Source organism: Pantoea alhagi, from assembly GCF_002101395.1.
In the GTDB taxonomy this organism is placed as follows: Bacteria; Pseudomonadota; Gammaproteobacteria; order Enterobacterales; family Enterobacteriaceae; genus Mixta; species Mixta alhagi.
The window spans coordinates 2,446,206-2,463,026 of record NZ_CP019706.1; the positions used below are offsets into that span (position 1 = coordinate 2,446,206).

General features: G+C 54.2%; 12 protein-coding genes. 10 read left to right on the forward strand and 2 right to left on the reverse strand.

Going from position 1 to position 16,821, the window contains the following annotated elements:
- Nucleotides 1-19 precede the first annotated feature (19 nt).
- The 3 genes from garL (at nucleotide 20) to B1H58_RS11420 (ending at nucleotide 2,917) form a co-directional block, all read left to right on the forward strand.
- Nucleotides 20-781 carry a 2-dehydro-3-deoxyglucarate aldolase gene (gene garL, locus B1H58_RS11410; RefSeq protein WP_085070394.1) on the forward strand — a complete coding sequence of 254 codons (762 nt, stop codon included), beginning with the start codon at nucleotides 20-22 and terminating at the stop codon, nucleotides 779-781.
- A gap of 13 nt (nucleotides 782-794) precedes the next feature.
- A complete protein-coding gene (gene garR / locus B1H58_RS11415; protein WP_085072294.1) occupies nucleotides 795-1,685 on the forward strand; it encodes a 2-hydroxy-3-oxopropionate reductase in 891 nt (296 codons plus the stop codon).
- A gap of 83 nt (nucleotides 1,686-1,768) precedes the next feature.
- A complete protein-coding gene (locus B1H58_RS11420) occupies nucleotides 1,769-2,917 on the forward strand; it encodes a glycerate kinase (protein ID WP_085070396.1) in 1,149 nt (382 codons plus the stop codon).
- On the opposite strand, the gene barA is transcribed toward B1H58_RS11420, so the two are convergent.
- Nucleotides 2,908-5,637, reverse strand: coding sequence for a two-component sensor histidine kinase BarA (gene barA / locus B1H58_RS11425; protein WP_085070398.1), 2,730 nt, complete (start codon nucleotides 5,635-5,637; stop codon nucleotides 2,908-2,910). The genes B1H58_RS11420 and barA overlap by 10 nt on opposite strands.
- Nucleotides 5,638-5,727: 90 nt before the next feature.
- Here barA and rlmD point away from each other — a divergent pair, with 90 nt between their 5' ends.
- The 7 genes from rlmD to queE all read left to right on the forward strand — a co-directional run bounded on the left by rlmD (nucleotide 5,728) and on the right by queE (nucleotide 16,288).
- Nucleotides 5,728-7,044, forward strand: coding sequence for a 23S rRNA (uracil(1939)-C(5))-methyltransferase RlmD (rlmD, locus tag B1H58_RS11430; protein WP_085070400.1), 1,317 nt, complete (start codon nucleotides 5,728-5,730; stop codon nucleotides 7,042-7,044).
- A gap of 28 nt (nucleotides 7,045-7,072) precedes the next feature.
- Complete coding sequence (gene relA, locus B1H58_RS11435) at nucleotides 7,073-9,304, forward strand: GTP diphosphokinase (protein WP_085070402.1); 2,232 nt, start codon at nucleotides 7,073-7,075, stop codon at nucleotides 9,302-9,304.
- Between the two features lie 63 nt (nucleotides 9,305-9,367).
- Nucleotides 9,368-10,159 carry a nucleoside triphosphate pyrophosphohydrolase gene (mazG, locus tag B1H58_RS11440; RefSeq protein WP_085070404.1) on the forward strand — a complete coding sequence of 264 codons (792 nt, stop codon included), beginning with the start codon at nucleotides 9,368-9,370 and terminating at the stop codon, nucleotides 10,157-10,159.
- 204 nt (nucleotides 10,160-10,363) lie between these two features.
- Nucleotides 10,364-12,001: a glutamine hydrolyzing CTP synthase gene (gene pyrG / locus B1H58_RS11445; RefSeq protein WP_085070406.1), complete on the forward strand. Its 1,638-nt coding sequence runs from the start codon at nucleotides 10,364-10,366 to the stop codon at nucleotides 11,999-12,001.
- Between the two features lie 78 nt (nucleotides 12,002-12,079).
- A complete protein-coding gene (eno, locus tag B1H58_RS11450) occupies nucleotides 12,080-13,375 on the forward strand; it encodes a phosphopyruvate hydratase (RefSeq protein WP_085070408.1) in 1,296 nt (431 codons plus the stop codon).
- 217 nt (nucleotides 13,376-13,592) lie between these two features.
- Nucleotides 13,593-15,479, forward strand: a complete 1,887-nt coding sequence (locus tag B1H58_RS11455; RefSeq protein ID WP_085070410.1) for an acyltransferase family protein — start codon at nucleotides 13,593-13,595, stop codon at nucleotides 15,477-15,479.
- A 137-nt stretch (nucleotides 15,480-15,616) separates the two neighbouring features.
- Entirely contained in the window at nucleotides 15,617-16,288 is a 672-nt protein-coding gene (gene queE / locus B1H58_RS11460) for a 7-carboxy-7-deazaguanine synthase QueE (RefSeq protein WP_085070411.1), read from the forward strand.
- Nucleotides 16,289-16,408: 120 nt separating this feature from the next.
- Here the strand turns inward: queE and queD are convergent, their stop codons facing one another.
- Nucleotides 16,409-16,771, reverse strand: a complete 363-nt coding sequence (queD, locus tag B1H58_RS11465; protein ID WP_085070413.1) for a 6-carboxytetrahydropterin synthase QueD — start codon at nucleotides 16,769-16,771, stop codon at nucleotides 16,409-16,411.
- Nucleotides 16,772-16,821: the final 50 nt, after the last annotated feature.

The window sequence follows — 16,821 nt, forward strand, 5'->3', positions numbered from 1 at the left end:
TTAACCGAGAGGAAACAACATGTCCTGGTCCAACCATTTTCGTCAACGTCTGCTAAGCGGTGAAACGCTGATCGGCAGCTGGTGTTCACTGGCAAATCCTATTACCACAGAGGTTCTTGGCCTGGCGGGTTTTGACTGGCTGGTGCTGGACGGCGAACATGCGCCGAACGATATCACCACCTTTGTACCGCAGCTGATGGCGCTTAAAGGCAGCCCCAGCGCGGCGGTGGTTCGTCCGCCCTGCAATGAGCCGGTGATTATCAAACGCCTGCTGGATATTGGCTTTTATAACTTTTTGATCCCGTTTGTCGAAAGCGAAGAGGAAGCTGCACTGGCGGTGGCCTCAACGCGCTATCCGCCCGCCGGTATTCGCGGCGTCTCGGTTTCGCATCGCAGCAACATGTACGGCACGCTGCCGGACTACAACCTCGATATCAACAGTAATGTCAGCGTGCTGGTGCAAATTGAGAGCCAGCAGGGCGTGGAAAATCTCGACAGCATTGCGAATGTTGATGGCGTGGACGGCATTTTTGTTGGCCCGGGCGATCTTTCCGCTGCGCTCGGCTATCTGGGGCAGCCTGCCCATCCTGAAGTGTTAAAAGTTATTCAGCATATCTTTGCGCGGGCGAAAGCCGCAGGCAAACCGAGCGGCATTCTTGCCCCGGTCGAGGCTGACGCGCGCCGCTATCTGGAATGGGGAGCAACCTTTGTTGCCGTGGGAAGCGATCTGGGCGTGTTCCGTAACGCCACGCAGGCGCTTTGCGATCGTTTTAAAAAATAGCTTAACAAGGGGAATAGCAATGAAAGTGGGATTTATTGGTCTGGGCATCATGGGCAAACCGATGAGCAAAAACCTGCTGAAAGCGGGTTATACGCTGGTGGTTCGTGATTCCAATACGCAAAACGAGGCGGAGCTGGTTGAGCTGGGTGCCACCACGGCGAAAACGCCGAAAGAGGTCGCCGAACAGTGCGACGTCATCATTACCATGCTGCCAAACTCGCCGCACGTTAAAGAGGTGGCGCTGGGCGAAAATGGCATCATCGAGGGGGCAAAACCCGGCACGGTGCTGATTGATATGAGCTCGATTGCGCCGCTGGCCAGCCGCGAAATTCATCAGGCGCTGACGGCAAAAGGCATCAGCATGCTGGATGCGCCGGTGAGCGGCGGCGAACCCAAAGCGATCGATGGCACGCTGTCGGTGATGGTGGGCGGCGACAAAGCGGTTTTCGACCGTTATTACGATCTGATGAAAGCGATGGCCGGTTCGGTTGTGCATACCGGTGATATCGGCGCAGGAAACGTGACCAAGCTGGCGAACCAGGTCATTGTCGCGCTGAATATTGCCGCGATGTCAGAAGCGCTCTCGCTGGCGACCAAAGCGGGCGTTAACCCGGATCTGGTTTATCAGGCTATCCGTGGCGGGCTGGCGGGCAGTACGGTGCTGGATGCCAAAGCGCCAATGGTGATGGATCGTAACTTCAAACCGGGTTTCCGTATCGACCTGCATATTAAAGATCTCAGTAATGCGCTGGATACCTCGCATGGCGTTGGCGCGCAGTTGCCGTTAACGGCCGCCGTCATGGAAATGATGCAGGCGTTAAAAGCAGATGGCATGGGCACCTCCGATCACAGTGCGCTGGCCTGCTATTATGAAAAGTTAGCGAAGGTTGAAATTTCACGCTAGCCATCCGCACCGGTTACAGAGCCGGTCAGGCTGACCGGCTTCGTTTTCTGGCTGCGGCCAGCTCAACAGCGCTCGGACTACTTATGAAAATCGTTATCGCACCGGATTCGTATAAAGAGAGTTTATCCGCCCTGCAGGTCGCTTCGGAGATTGAAAACGGCTTTCGGGCAATCTTTCCCGATGCTGAATATGTCAAACTGCCGGTGGCGGATGGCGGCGAGGGCACCGTAGAGGCGATGGTAGCGGCCACGCAGGGTAAAATTGTCAGGTTACGGGTTACCGGCCCTTTAGGCGAGCCGGTTGATGCTTTTTATGGTTTGTCTGGCGATGAAAGCTGCGCGTTTATTGAGATGGCCGCAGCCAGTGGCCTGGAGCTGGTGCCGCCCGCGCAGCGCGATCCGCTGGTCACCACCTCCTGGGGCACCGGTGAGCTTATCGCTAACGCGCTGGATCGCGGCGTACAACATTTTATTATCGGCATCGGCGGAAGTGCGACAAACGATGGCGGCGCCGGGATGGTGCAGGCGCTGGGGGCCAGGCTGCTTAACGCGCAGGATGAGCAGATTGGTTACGGCGGCGGAGCGTTACCGCAGCTGGCGCGCATTGATATCAGCCAGCTCGATCCACGCCTGCGTCAGTGCCGCTTTGAGGTGGCCTGCGATGTTACCAACCCGCTGACGGGCGATGAAGGGGCTTCGGCGATTTTTGGTCCGCAGAAAGGTGCGACGCCAGCGTTAGTTACCCAGCTTGATAGCGCGCTGGCGCACTACGCGGGCATTATTCAGCGCGATCTCGATATTGACGTGCTGCATATTCCCGGCGGCGGCGCGGCGGGAGGAATGGGCGCGGCCCTGCATGCTTTTTGCCAGGCAGAACTGCGGCGCGGAATCGAAATCGTTACCGAAGCGTTGGGGCTGGATGAGTTAGTCAAAGATGCCACGCTGGTGATCACCGGCGAAGGCCGCATCGACAGTCAAACCGTTCACGGCAAAGTGCCCATTGGCGTGGCAAAAGTCGCGAAGCGCTACAACAAGCCGGTAATTGGCATTGCCGGCAGCCTGACGGCAGATGTCGGCGTGGTTCACCAGCATGGCCTGGACGCGGTTTACAGCGTGATCTATTCCATCTGTACGCTGGAAGATGCGCTGGATAACGCGGCGCAAAACGTACGTATGACGGCACGCAATATCGCCGCAACCCTGAAAATCGGTCAGGCTTTCAATCAGGACTGATTCAAAATGTGGCGCGCCTCCTGCGCCACATTTTCCATCTCATCCAGCAGCTCCAGCAGCTCAGGTTCCAGCGCCATCACTTCGCCATCCAGCCGCAGGCTATGTTCAATCTGTCGGCACAGCTGTTTCATGCGCGGTACGCCGCTGTAGCTGGCGCTGCCGTGCAGTTTATGGATGATTTCCCGCAGCCCGTTCTGTCGGTTTTCCGCCAGGCTCTGCTCGATTTTCTCCTGCACCTCCGGCAAAAAATCAAGCAGCATTTTCAGCAGGTCGCGTGCCAGATCGGGTTTGTTGGCTGCCTGACGCAGCGCCAGCTGCCAGTCAAGGGAGGCCGGAATTACAGGCGCTTCCGGCACGCCCGGCAGAAGCGCTGGAGAATAACGTGCCAGCAGGTGACTGAGTTTCACCTCATCAATCGGTTTGGCAAGATAATCATTCATCCCCGCTTTGATTAAGTGTTCGCGCTCGCCATCAATGGCATGGGCCGTCACCGCGATAATCGGCGTATTGGCATGCTGGGGCAGCTCACGAATCAGCTCGCTGGCACGAATGCCGTCGATTTCCGGCATCTGAATATCCATCAGAATAATATCCAGCGCCTGCTGACGGGCAACCTGAATCGCTTTTTCGCCGCTGTCGCACAGCACAATATTTTCCACCTGCTCCTCCAGCAGCGCGCCAATTAGCTTCAGGTTGGCGGGATTGTCATCAACCGCCATGACCGCTAACGGCAGACGAGCGCGGGCGGGCAGGTCATAGCGTTTGCGCGCCCGCAAATCGAGCATCACAGGCAGCAGCCGCGTGCGGGTTACCGGCTTGCATAAACAGGCATCGATACCGTGCGTTTTTAACTGCTCCGCCTGCAACAGCATCTGGCTGGAAAGGGCCATAATTACGCAGTCGGCGCGTGCCTTCAGGCTGTTAATAAAAGCCTGTGACAGCACGCTGTCGCTGCTTTGGCAGACAGGCAAACCGATCAGCAGCATATCGTAACGCGTCTCGGTAAGACCTTCGAGCGTCAGGCTGTAGCTGACCGTAAGCGGCATGGTGCTTAAAATATCCAGCGCCGCCTGCGCTGCGGCCGGATTCGCCTCAACATAGGCAAGGCGCTTGCCGCGCAGCCCATCCAGCGCGCGAGGATCGCTGGCGGCGTTTGGATTTAGCGCCAGGCTGACATGGAACCAGAATGTCGAACCCTGGCCCAGACGGCTGTGAAAAGCGATATCGCCGCCCATCTCTTTCACCAGCTTCTGCGTAATAACCAGCCCAAGACCGGTTCCGCCGTGACGCCGGGAAATGCTGGCATCGGCCTGACGAAAAGCCTCAAACAGCTGCGACTGCTGTTTCTCAGCAATGCCAATACCGGTATCGTGTACCTGCACTTCCAGCTCGACGCTGCTGTTGCTTAAGCCGCGCTTTTCCACTCGAATATCAATATTGCCGCGTTCGGTAAACTTCACCGCGTTACCGATCAGGTTGGTTAAAATCTGTTGCAGGCGCAGCGGGTCGCCAATCACATTATCCGGCACCTCGGCCTGAACATTAATCGTCAGCTCCAGTCCTTTATCATGGGCGGAAGGTGCCAGCAGCACCAGCGTCTCATCCAGCGTGGCGCGCAGCGGGAACGGAATTGTTTCCAGCACCAGCTTCCCGGCCTCCAGCTTCGAGAAATCCAGCACGTCATTGATAATGCTAAGCAGGTTATTAGCCGAGCGTTCAATAGTATGCAGATAGTCGCGCTGCGTGGAGGTGAGGGGTGTTTTTAAGGTCTGACGCGTAAAGCCGATAACGCCGTTAAGCGGCGTGCGCAGCTCGTGCGACATATTGGCAAGGAATTCTGATTTGATGCGGGCCGCCTCCTGCGCCCGGCGCTTGGCCAGATCCAGCTCAACGTTCTGGATTTCCATCTGCTCCAGCGTTTCACGCAGGTCAGAGGTCGCCTGATCGATATTCTGCTGCATCTCTTCATGGTAGGCGGTCAAAGACATCGCCATGGCGTTAATGCCGTTTTTCAGCATATCCAGTTCGCCAAGCATATAGCCTTCAACGCGGCTATCGAGCTGACCGCGACGAATACGATCCACCGTGCTGACCATATTGCGTATCGGACCAGTAACGTCGCGCATCAGGCGATAGGCGAACATCATGGCGATACAGAGGCAAAACAGCAGCAGCAGCGTAGAGACAAACACTTCTTTATATTGCTGAAGCCTGACCGACTGCAGATCCAGCTCAATTGCCACGTAGCCCAGCGGATTACCGGTAGGCTTAACGTCCCGCCCAGGCGATTCATCCGGATAGTAATTTTCTGATACCACCGGCGTGCGCAGAACAATGACATTACCGAGGCGTTCAATCGTTGTAAATTTAGGCGGCTTAGCATCTTCTGACAGGCGCAGCAGTTCCTGATTCAGGTGATAATTAGAGGTAACAAATATCTGATGATTGTTATCAAATACTGTAATGGCGCGCACGATATCTGAATGGCGGCGATGCAAAAGGCTCACCAGCTGGCGTACTGATTCGCGGCTGTGAAAGGTCATGCCATATTCACTGGAAACCGCCAACGGTTCGATAATATTTGCCCCGGCATCCACTAGCTGGCGCTGTAGCTCGTTATAGCGATGCACCACAAAAAAAGTACTGAGCAGCAGACCAATCATTAAGGTCGGTGCCAGTATTAAAATCATCATCCTTGCCCGCAGGCTGTATTTGGTCATGATAGTCCGGTATGAGACAATTGCGCTGGGCAGTAACGCATCAGTCAGGCGTGACTTCGCATAGCAATTATTCAGAGATTCTATTCCACTATGGCGCAATTCTACTCCGCAAAACGGCGTGTGACGACCCGACAAACAATTACGGTCACTATTCACGATCTTGATGCTTTCGGCCAGGGCGTGGCTCGCCATCAGGGCAAGACGCTATTTGTCAGCGGCGCACTGCCGGGCGAGCAGGTAGAGGTTGAGCTGCAGGAGGATAAACGTCAGTACGCACGCGGTCGCGCACGACGAATTCTTCAGCCCAGCGAGCAACGCGTTACGCCGCGTTGCCCATATTTTACCGTTTGCGGCGGTTGTCAGCAGCAGCACGCTTCGCAGGAACTGCAGCAGCAGAGTAAGGCCAACGCGTTGGCGCATCTGCTCACGCGGGAAACCGCACAGGCAACCCGGGTGGATGAGATTATCGGCGACAGTGCTTACGGCTATCGCCGCCGTGCGCGACTTGGTCTGCAATATCAGGCCAAAACGCAGACGCTCACGATGGGCTTTCGTAAAACTGCATCAAACGACCTGGTTTCCATCGACCATTGCCCCATTTTGAAGCCCGAGCTTGATGCGCTGCTGGTGCCGCTCAGGGCCTGTCTCGCCTCGCTACAGGCAGTACGACGTCTGGGGCATGTTGAGCTGGTGCAGGCGGATAACGGTCCGGTGCTGGTGTTGAGACATCTTGATGCGCTAAGCGTTGGCGATCGGCAAAAGCTGGAACGCTTTTCGCATGAGCACCAACTGGCGTTGTTTCTGGCACCGGATAGCGAGCAGTTACAACACATTAGCGGCGAGCCGCCTTACTATATGTCGCATCAGTTGAAACTGAGCTTTAGTCCGCGCGATTTTATTCAGGTCAATGACGCGGTCAATCAAAAAATGGTGGCGAAGGCGCTGGAGTGGCTCGATCTACAGCCGCACGACCGGGTGTTAGATCTGTTTTGCGGCATGGGAAACTTTACCGTGCCGATAGCAAAGGCTGCACAAAATGTTGTGGGTGTGGAGGGCGTAGCAGCTTTAACAGCACAAGGTGCGTATAATGCCCGCCAGAATTGTCTTGAAAACATCACCTTTTTTCATGAGAACCTGGAAGAAGATGTGACGTGCCAGCCCTGGGCGGCGCACGGTTTTGACAAGGTGTTACTGGATCCGGCACGTGCGGGCGCAGCAGGCGTGATGCAACATATTGTTAAACTTGCGCCACAACGTATTGTTTACGTTTCCTGTAACCCGACTACACTTGCCCGCGACAGTCAGGTACTGCTGTCGTCCGGTTACCAGTTAGAAAGGGTTGCGATGCTCGATATGTTTCCGCATACCGGTCATCTTGAATCCATGGTGCTATTCGGTAAAACATAAGTATCTTTACAGGTTGCCAGGAGAGGTTATGGTTGCGGTAAGAAGCGCACATTTGAATACGGCGGGTGAGTTCGCGCTCGATGAATGGATCACCAGTTTGGGGATCGTGAACCCGCAATCAAGTGAACGACTGGCCGATACCTGGCGCTATTGTGAGTCTGTCACTCAGGCGCATCCCGATCAGGGGTTGCTGCTGTGGCGCGGCATTGAAATGGTCGAGATCCTGTCGATGCTGAGCATGGACAATGACACCCTGCGCGCCGCGCTGGTTTTTCCGCTGGCGGATGCTGACATCGTTTCAGAAGAGAAGCTGGAAGAAACCTTTGGCAAGGCGATTGTTTCGCTGGTGCATGGCGTGCGCGATATGGATGCCATACGTCAACTTAAGGCGATCCATAACGATTCGATGGCTTCCGAGCAGGTGGATAACGTGCGCCGCATGCTGCTGGCGATGGTGGAAGATTTCCGCTGCGTGGTGATCAAGCTGGCTGAGCGGATCGCCCATCTGCGTGAAATGAAGGATGCGCCGGAAGATGAGCGCGTTCTGGCGGCCAAAGAGTGTACCAATATCTACGCCCCGTTAGCCAACCGTCTCGGCATCGGGCAGCTCAAGTGGGAGCTGGAGGACTTCTGCTTCCGCTATCTTCATCCGGACGAATACAAACGTATTGCAAAGTTGCTGCATGAGCGTCGTATCGACCGCGAGCAATATATCGAAACCTTCGTGGAAAGCCTGCGCACCGAGATGACGCGCGAAGGCGTGAAGGCTGAGGTCTATGGCCGTCCAAAACATATCTACAGCATCTGGCGCAAGATGCAGAAGAAGTCGCTGGCGTTTGACGAACTGTTTGACGTGCGGGCGGTGCGAATTGTCGCCGAGCGCCTGCAGGATTGCTATGGCGCGCTGGGGATTGTGCATACGCTGTATCGTCATCTGCCGGATGAGTTTGATGACTATGTGGCGAATCCAAAGCCCAATGGCTATCAGTCGATTCATACCGTGGTGCTTGGCCCCGGCGGCAAAACGGTTGAGATTCAAATCCGTACCCGGCAAATGCATGAAGACGCGGAGCTGGGGGTGGCTGCCCATTGGAAATATAAGGAAGGCACCGGCGGGCAGGCGCGCGGCGCACATGGACATGAAGAACGCATCGCCTGGCTGCGTAAGCTGATCGCCTGGCAGGAAGAGATGGCGGACACCGGCGAGCTGCTGGAAGAGGTGCGCAGCCAGGTATTTGACGATCGCGTGTATGTGTTTACGCCAAAGGGCGACGTTGTGGATCTGCCTGCAGGCTCGACGCCGCTTGATTTCGCCTATCACATCCACAGCGATATTGGTCACCGCTGCATCGGTGCCAAGATTGGCGGCCGTATTGTGCCCTTTACCTATCAGTTGCAGATGGGCGATCAGATTGAAATCATCACGCAAAAGCAGCCCAACCCCAGTCGCGACTGGCTAAACCCTAATCTGGGCTATGTCACGACCAGCCGTGGCCGTTCCAAAATCCACGCCTGGTTCCGCAAGCAGGATCGCGATAAGAATATCGTGGCGGGCCGCCAGATTCTGGATAACGAACTGAATCAGCTGGATATTAGTCTGAAAGAGGCGGAGAAGCTGCTGCTGCCGCGCTATAACGTTGGTACGCTGGATGAATTACTGGCGGCGATCGGTGGTGGTGATATACGTCTGAATCAGATGGTTAACTTCCTGCAGGCGAAGCTGAATAAGCCAAGCGCGGAGGAGGAAGACCGCGAGGCGCTGCGCCAGCTGACGCAGAAAAGCCATACGCCGCAGCGCGCCGGGAAAGAGAGCGGGCGGGTGGTGGTGGAGGGCGTCGGCAATCTGATGCACCACATTGCCCGCTGCTGTCAGCCGATTCCTGGCGACGATATCGTAGGTTTTATTACTCAGGGGCGGGGGATCTCCATCCACCGCGCCGACTGCGATCAGCTGGCGGAGCTGATGTCGCATGCGCCGGAGCGAATTGTGGATGCGGTCTGGGGCGAAAGCTACTCCAGCGGCTACTCGCTGGTGGTGCGCGTGACCGCCAACGATCGCAGCGGGCTGCTGCGCGACATTACCACTATTCTCGCCAATGAGAAGGTGAACGTGCTGGGCGTCTCCAGCCGCAGCGATACGCGTAAGCAGCTGGCAACCATTGATATGGATATTGAAATTTACAATCAGCAGGTGCTGGGTCGCGTTCTGGCGCGCCTTAATCAGGTTCCCGACATTATTGACGCCCGACGTCTTCATTAATTATCTGACATGTCGCGCCAGGCGCGGCATGTCGCTCCCGCTTATTGGTATTAAGGTTTCACTATGACTGCTCTTGATCGTCTGCTGACTATTATGCAGACCCTGCGCGATCCGCAGCACGGCTGCCCCTGGGATCGCGAACAAACTTACGCCACGATTGCCCCCTATACATTAGAAGAGACCTATGAGGTGATCGATGCCATTCAGCGCGAAGACTATGACGATCTGCGCGATGAGTTGGGCGATCTGCTGTTTCAGGTGGTTTTTTATGCCCAGATGGCGCGGGAAGAGGGGCGTTTTACTTTCGATGATATTTGTCACGGCATCGCTGATAAGCTGGAACGCCGTCATCCGCATATTTTCGCCGACGCGCAGGTAAAAGACAGCGAAGAAGTGCTGCATAACTGGGAGCAGATTAAGCAGCAGGAGCGCGCCGGGAAGGCACAGCACTCGGCGCTGGATGATATTCCACAGGCGTTACCGGCACTGATGCGTGCGCAAAAAATCCAGAAGCGTTGCCGCAGCGTAGGCTTTGACTGGAACGCATTAGGGCCGGTCGTTGATAAAGTGCATGAAGAGATGGATGAAGTAATGCACGAAGCGCAACAGGCAGTGGTGGATGAGGCGAAGCTGGAGGAAGAGGTAGGCGATCTGCTGTTTGCTACCGTGAACTTGGCGCGTCATCTGGGCACCAAAGCGGAGACGGCATTGCAAAAAGCCAACGTGAAGTTTGAGCGACGTTTTCGTCAGGTCGAGCAGATTATTGCGGCGCAGGGCATGAATATGAATGACGCCACGCTGGAGCAGATGGAAGCCGCCTGGCAACAGGTTAAAGCGGGGGAGAAAGCGCTTTAGCTTACACGTTTCAGCTTTTAGCAAAAAATATTCGCTTACTATGACCCAAATCAACCCTCCAGACGCATTGCCCAGGTAAGGTAGGGCCGTCATCAGGTGTGGCGATGGCGGCAATGATCAATTGTGAGTAAGAGGTGAATCCAGTATACTGTTTTCCCGTCCTGGTTATTCCACCGTCTTTAAACCTCAACTCTCAGGTTCAGCATGACAACGAACTATATTTTTGTGACCGGCGGGGTCGTATCCTCTCTGGGTAAAGGCATTGCCGCAGCCTCCCTCGCAGCCATTCTTGAGGCGCGTGGCCTGAACGTGACCATCATGAAACTGGACCCGTACATCAACGTGGATCCAGGCACCATGAGCCCGACGCAGCACGGTGAAGTCTTTGTTACCGATGACGGCGCTGAAACCGATCTCGATTTAGGTCACTATGAACGTTTCATCCGCACCCGGATGTCGCGTCGCAATAACTTTACCACTGGCCGCATCTATTCTGAGGTGCTGCGCAAAGAGCGCCGCGGTGATTATCTGGGCGCCACCATTCAGGTTATTCCGCACATCACCAATGCCATTAAAGAACGCATTATCGAAGGCGGCGAAGGTCACGATGTGGTGCTGGTGGAAATCGGCGGTACCGTCGGCGATATCGAATCCTTGCCTTTCCTGGAAGCCATTCGTCAGATGGCAGTAGATGTCGGACGCGAACATACCCTTTATATGCACCTGACGTTAGTGCCCTATATGGCCGCAGCGGGTGAAGTTAAAACCAAGCCGACACAGCACTCAGTTAAAGAGTTGCTCTCCATTGGTATCCAGCCTGATGTGCTGATCTGCCGTTCCGATCGCGCCGTGCCGGCTAACGAACGGGCGAAAATCGCGCTGTTCTGTAACGTGCCGGAAAAAGCGGTTATCTCTCTGAAAGACGTTGATTCCATTTATAAGATTCCTGGCCTGTTGAAATCACAGGGCCTGGACGATTATATTTGTAAACGATTCAGCCTGAACGTGCCGGAAGCTAACCTCTCTGAATGGGAGCAGGTGATTTACGAAGAATCGAATCCGGGCGGCGAAGTCACCATCGGTATGGTTGGCAAATATGTCGAACTGCCGGATGCGTATAAATCTGTGATTGAGGCGCTGAAGCATGGCGGCCTGAAAAATCGCGTAACGGTTAACATCAAGCTGATCGATTCGCAGGATGTGGAATCGCGCGGCGTTGAAGTACTGAAAGATCTCGATGCGATTCTGGTGCCGGGTGGCTTTGGTCCGCGCGGTATCGAAGGCAAAATCCTCACCGCTCAATATGCGCGTGAAAATAATATTCCTTATCTGGGCATTTGCCTGGGTATGCAGGTGGCGCTGATGGAGTTTGCCCGTAACGTTGCGGGCATGGCTGATGCCAACTCAACGGAATTTGTGCCAGACTGTAAATATCCGGTGGTGGCGTTGATCACCGAATGGCGCGATGAAAACGGCAACGTTGAAGTCCGCAGTGAGCAGAGCGATCTCGGCGGTACCATGCGCCTCGGCAGCCAGCAGTGTCAGCTGACAGAAAATAGCCTGGTGCGTCAGCTGTACGGCTCCGATACCATCGTTGAGCGTCATCGTCACCGCTATGAAGTTAACAACATGCTGTTAAAACCTATCGAAGCGGCGGGTCTGCGCATTGCAGGTCGCTCCGGGGACAATCAGCTGGTTGAGATTATCGAAAACCCGAACCACCCGTGGTTTGTTGCGTGTCAGTTCCATCCGGAATTTACCTCAACGCCCCGCGATGGTCACCCGCTGTTTGCCGGCTTTGTGAAAGCCGCAAGCGAGTACCAGAAGCATCAAGTGAAGTAAGCGTTTTTATAACAGTGCGCGAACGTTTCGCGCACTGTTTGTCTGAGTTTTAGCTTAACTTGTACTGAGGAAAAACTAATGTCCAAAATCGTTAAAGTCATCGGTCGTGAAATCATCGACTCACGTGGTAACCCGACTGTTGAAGCTGAAGTTCATCTGGAAGGCGGTTTTGTAGGTATGGCTGCCGCGCCGTCAGGGGCTTCTACCGGCTCTCGCGAAGCGCTGGAACTGCGTGACGGTGACAAATCTCGTTTCCTGGGTAAAGGCGTCACCAAAGCCGTTGCTGCGGTTAACGGTCCGATTGCTGAAGCTATCCTGGGTAAAGATGCCAAAGATCAGGCGAACATCGATAAGATCATGATCGACCTGGATGGTACCGAAAACAAATCTAACTTTGGTGCTAACGCGATTCTGGCTGTTTCTCTGGCAAGCGCCAAAGCTGCTGCCGCAGCTAAAGGCATGCCGCTGTATGAGCACATCGCTGAACTGAACGGCACGCCGGGCAAATTCTCTATGCCGCTGCCGATGATGAACATCATCAACGGTGGTGAGCACGCCGACAACAACGTCGACATCCAGGAATTCATGATCCAGCCGGTTGGCGCTTCCTCTGTGAAAGAAGCGATCCGCATGGGTTCTGAAGTGTTCCATCACCTGGCGAAAGTGCTGAAAGCGAAAGGCATGAACACCGCTGTGGGTGACGAAGGCGGCTATGCGCCGAACCTGGGTTCCAACGCGGAAGCGCTGGCCGTTATCGCTGAAGCGGTAAAAGCAGCAGGCTACGAGCTGGGCAAAGACATTACTCTGGCGATGGACTGTGCGGCATCCGAGTTCTACAAAGATGGCAAATACGTTCTGGCTGGCGAAGGCAACAAAGCGTTCACTTCTGAAGAGTTCACTCACTTCCTGGAAGATCTGACCAAACAGTATCCGATCGTTTCTATCGAAGACGGTCTGGACGAATCTGACTGGGAAGGCTTCGCTTACCAGACTAAAGTGCTGGGCGACAAAATCCAGCTGGTGGGCGATGACCTGTTCGTCACCAACACCAAGATCCTGAAAGAAGGCATCGAGAAAGGCATCGCTAACTCTATCCTGATCAAATTCAACCAGATTGGCTCTCTGAGCGAAACTCTGGCTGCTATCAAGATGGCGAAAGATGCAGGCTACACTGCCGTTATCTCTCACCGCTCTGGCGAAACGGAAGATGCTACCATCGCTGACCTGGCGGTAGGTACTGCAGCTGGCCAGATCAAAACCGGTTCTATGAGCCGTTCTGACCGTGTAGCTAAATACAACCAGCTGATTCGTATCGAAGAAGCGCTGGGTTCTAAAGCACCGTTCAACGGTCTGAAAGAAGTGAAAGGTCAGTAATAAGACTTTTCAGCTCGCATCTCAATAATGCGACCTGCGTATTTTCTGAAAAGCCCCGTCTTGTGATGGGGCTTTTTTATTATTACCTTGTTAATTAACCAGTTGCAGTGTAAAAGCGCTTTTCCAGAACTGTCTGATTTGGATTAAGGAAGGGTTAATTCTTAACAGAAATATGTAAACCTTACGTCATTAATTGTAATGATACGGAAGGTTTAAAATGAAATATCGCGCTGATATTGACGGTCTACGCGCACTTGCCGTGCTGCCGGTGATCGCCTATCACCTGGGCGTGACCGGTATACCTGGTGGATTCACCGGGGTTGATATCTTTTTCGTGATATCTGGCTATCTCATCTGCGGCATTATTTATCAGAGTGCCATGAAAGGTGAGTTTTCTTATCTGGAGTTCTACAAGCGACGCTGCTTACGTATTTTGCCGCCGCTGTTTGTGGTGCTGATAGCCACCTTGTTGTTTGGCTACCATAACCTGCTTCCGGCGCAGTTTACCGAACTGGGCAATAGCGCTATCGCCACCACGCTTTTCTCTTCGAATATTTTCTTTTGGCAGCAGACCGGTTACTTCGCCGGCCCGGCAGAACTAAAACCTCTGCTGCATACCTGGTCTCTGGCAGTAGAAGAACAGTTCTACATTCTGTTTCCAATCGTGCTGCTGTTTGCTGTACGCTGGTTCCGTCATCGAGTTACGCAGGTCATGCTGGCCATTATCGCCGTGTCGTTTCTGCTTAGCGTGGTTGGCGTGCTGAAAAAGCCCGACTTTACCTTTTATATGTTGCCTACACGCGCATGGGAGCTGGCAATTGGCGGGCTTATCGCGGTTTCGACCCTGGAAACACGTATGGCGGCCGTGCGTCAGGAAATCAGACATCTGATGAGCCTTGCCGGCCTGGCGCTGATTCTGTTCGGCTTTTTCTGGCTCAGCACCAGCAAACCGTTTCCGTCGTGGAACGCGCTCTGGCCGTGTCTCGGAAGTTTCCTGCTGATTCTGGCGGGCCGGGAGGCCATCGTAAACCGCATTCTGGCATTAAAGCCGGTGGTTTATATCGGCATGATCTCCTACTGCCTCTATCTCTGGCACTGGCCGCTTATCGTTTACAGCAAGATGTTCCTGAATATGGACGAAGGCATGCGCGATCTGCTGGTGCTGACGTTAACTTTTGGCCTGGCTATCGCTTCCCGCTATCTGATTGAAATTCCTTTCCGCTATAAGCTATCGAATCTGAACCCGGTAGCGGTTTCCGCTTTTTCCGTCATTGGCCTGGTCCTTATCGCTTCGGCTACGCTGTATAAAAGTCACATCAGCAATGAGTCCGGTAATTTTTCCGATCAGGCGCTGGCGGTAGCAAAATTTTCCCAGTATCACGGCTCCGAAGAGTATTTTTATCAGTACCGTTTAGGGAAATGCCTTATTGATGGCAACAATGAGGCAAAAGGGCACTTCGATCGTGATTTCTGCCTGAAAACCTCCAGCACCGAGAAAAATTATCTGCTGGTGGGCGACAGCCACGGTGCTCATCTGTGGCGTGCGCTTAGCCTGGCGGCGGGAGAGAATGTTAACCTGATGCAGGCAACATCCGCAGGTTGTAAGCCGGTATCGCACCAGTCCATTGATAACAAATGTACTGAACTGATGGAGTATATTTATCAGCAGTGGATCCCTAAACACAAAGTGGATGGCATTATCATTTCTGCTCGCTGGCTACCGGAGGATATCGCGCCGTTGAAGGACACGCTGAAAGCGCTGAAAAAAATTAACAACAATATTACGGTGATGGGGCCGACAATTGAGTACGCCGAGGCGCTGCCCGATTTGCTGGCCTATCAGGAGAGCGGGCGCAAAGATTTAGTCTCCAGATCCATTAACCACAATATTAAAGGTACCGATCTACGCATGCGGCAGGCGATGGCGGAAGAGAAGGTAGGTTATATCTCGGTATATAACATTATGTGTCCGAATGATGTTTGCCATGCGCTGGCGTCAAACGGTCAACCGAGCGCATTTGACTATGGTCATTTCACGCTAAGCGGCGCGAACGACGTTGCCCGTCAGGCAATGGCGCAGATGCATAAAAACAAATTTATGTAACGCAACACCGCCGCCCGCCATCAGCGCGGGCGGCTCTCTGCACTCTTCAGTTTGTGCCTTTTCTGGCCACGACATTTGGCGTCACCTCCTTCATCTGCCATAATCTGCGCCCTTATTTCTCCTGACGAGAGTGCGTAATGCAGTACCCGATTAATGAAATGTTCCAGACGTTGCAGGGCGAAGGTTTTTATACCGGCGTTCCGGCAATTTTTATCCGCTTGCAGGGATGCCCGGTTGGCTGCAGCTGGTGCGATACCAAACATACATGGGATAAGCTGGCCGATCGGGAAACCTCGCTGGGCGATATTCTGCTGAAAACGGTGGAAACCGATGCCTGGGGCGCTGCCGATGCCGATGCGTTATTAAATACCATTAATCAGCAGCAGTGGACGGCGCGCCATGTCGTGATTACCGGCGGTGAGCCTTGTATTCATGACCTGACGCCGTTAACGGAAGCGTTGCAGCAGGCCGGTTTCAGCTGTCAGATCGAGACCAGCGGAACCTATGCGGTGCGCTGCACGGCGCAAACCTGGGTAACGGTATCGCCTAAAGTGAATATGCGCGGTGGTTATGATGTGCTGGATCAGGCGCTGGTACGCGCCGATGAGATTAAGCATCCGGTGGCGCGTCAGCGCGATATCGATGCGCTGGATCTGCTGCTGGCTCGTCTGAAAGATCAGAAAGCACGCATTATTGCGCTACAGCCGATCAGCCAGAAAGAGGACGCAACGCGCCTCTGCATTGCGACCTGTATTGCCCGTAACTGGCGTCTCTCCATGCAGACCCATAAATATCTTAATATCGCCTGATTTGACGCCGGACGCGGCTGGCTGAAATGCAGCAACCGGTAAGCCAGTGGGCTTTCCGGTTGCCTGTAGAGAAAGGTTGCTGTTAATTGTGCGTTGCGGAAAACGCGCGTTAAACGGCGCTTATTCGCCGCGATATACGCAGCCAGCGGTGCAGGTTTCTTTGATCATCACTGCGCTAAGCAGCGGCACGACCGGTTTCATCTGTTGCCAAATCCACTGCGCCAGCACTTCGCTGGTGGGATTTTCCAGGCCTGCAATATCGTTCAGATAATAGTGATCCAGACGATCGTATACCGGTTTAAAAGCGGCCTTCAGCTCGGCGAAATCCATAATCCAGCCGGTATAAGGGTCGACATCGCCGGTGATTTCAAGACGCACCAGGAATGAGTGACCGTGCAAACGCCCACACTTATGGCCTTCAGGCACATGCGGCAGACGATGAGCGGCTTCGAACTGGAAATCTTTAAAAAGCGTAGTTGCCATAATCGGTATCTCAGTTGTTGCAAAAACCGGCGAAGTCTACCGGAAAAACA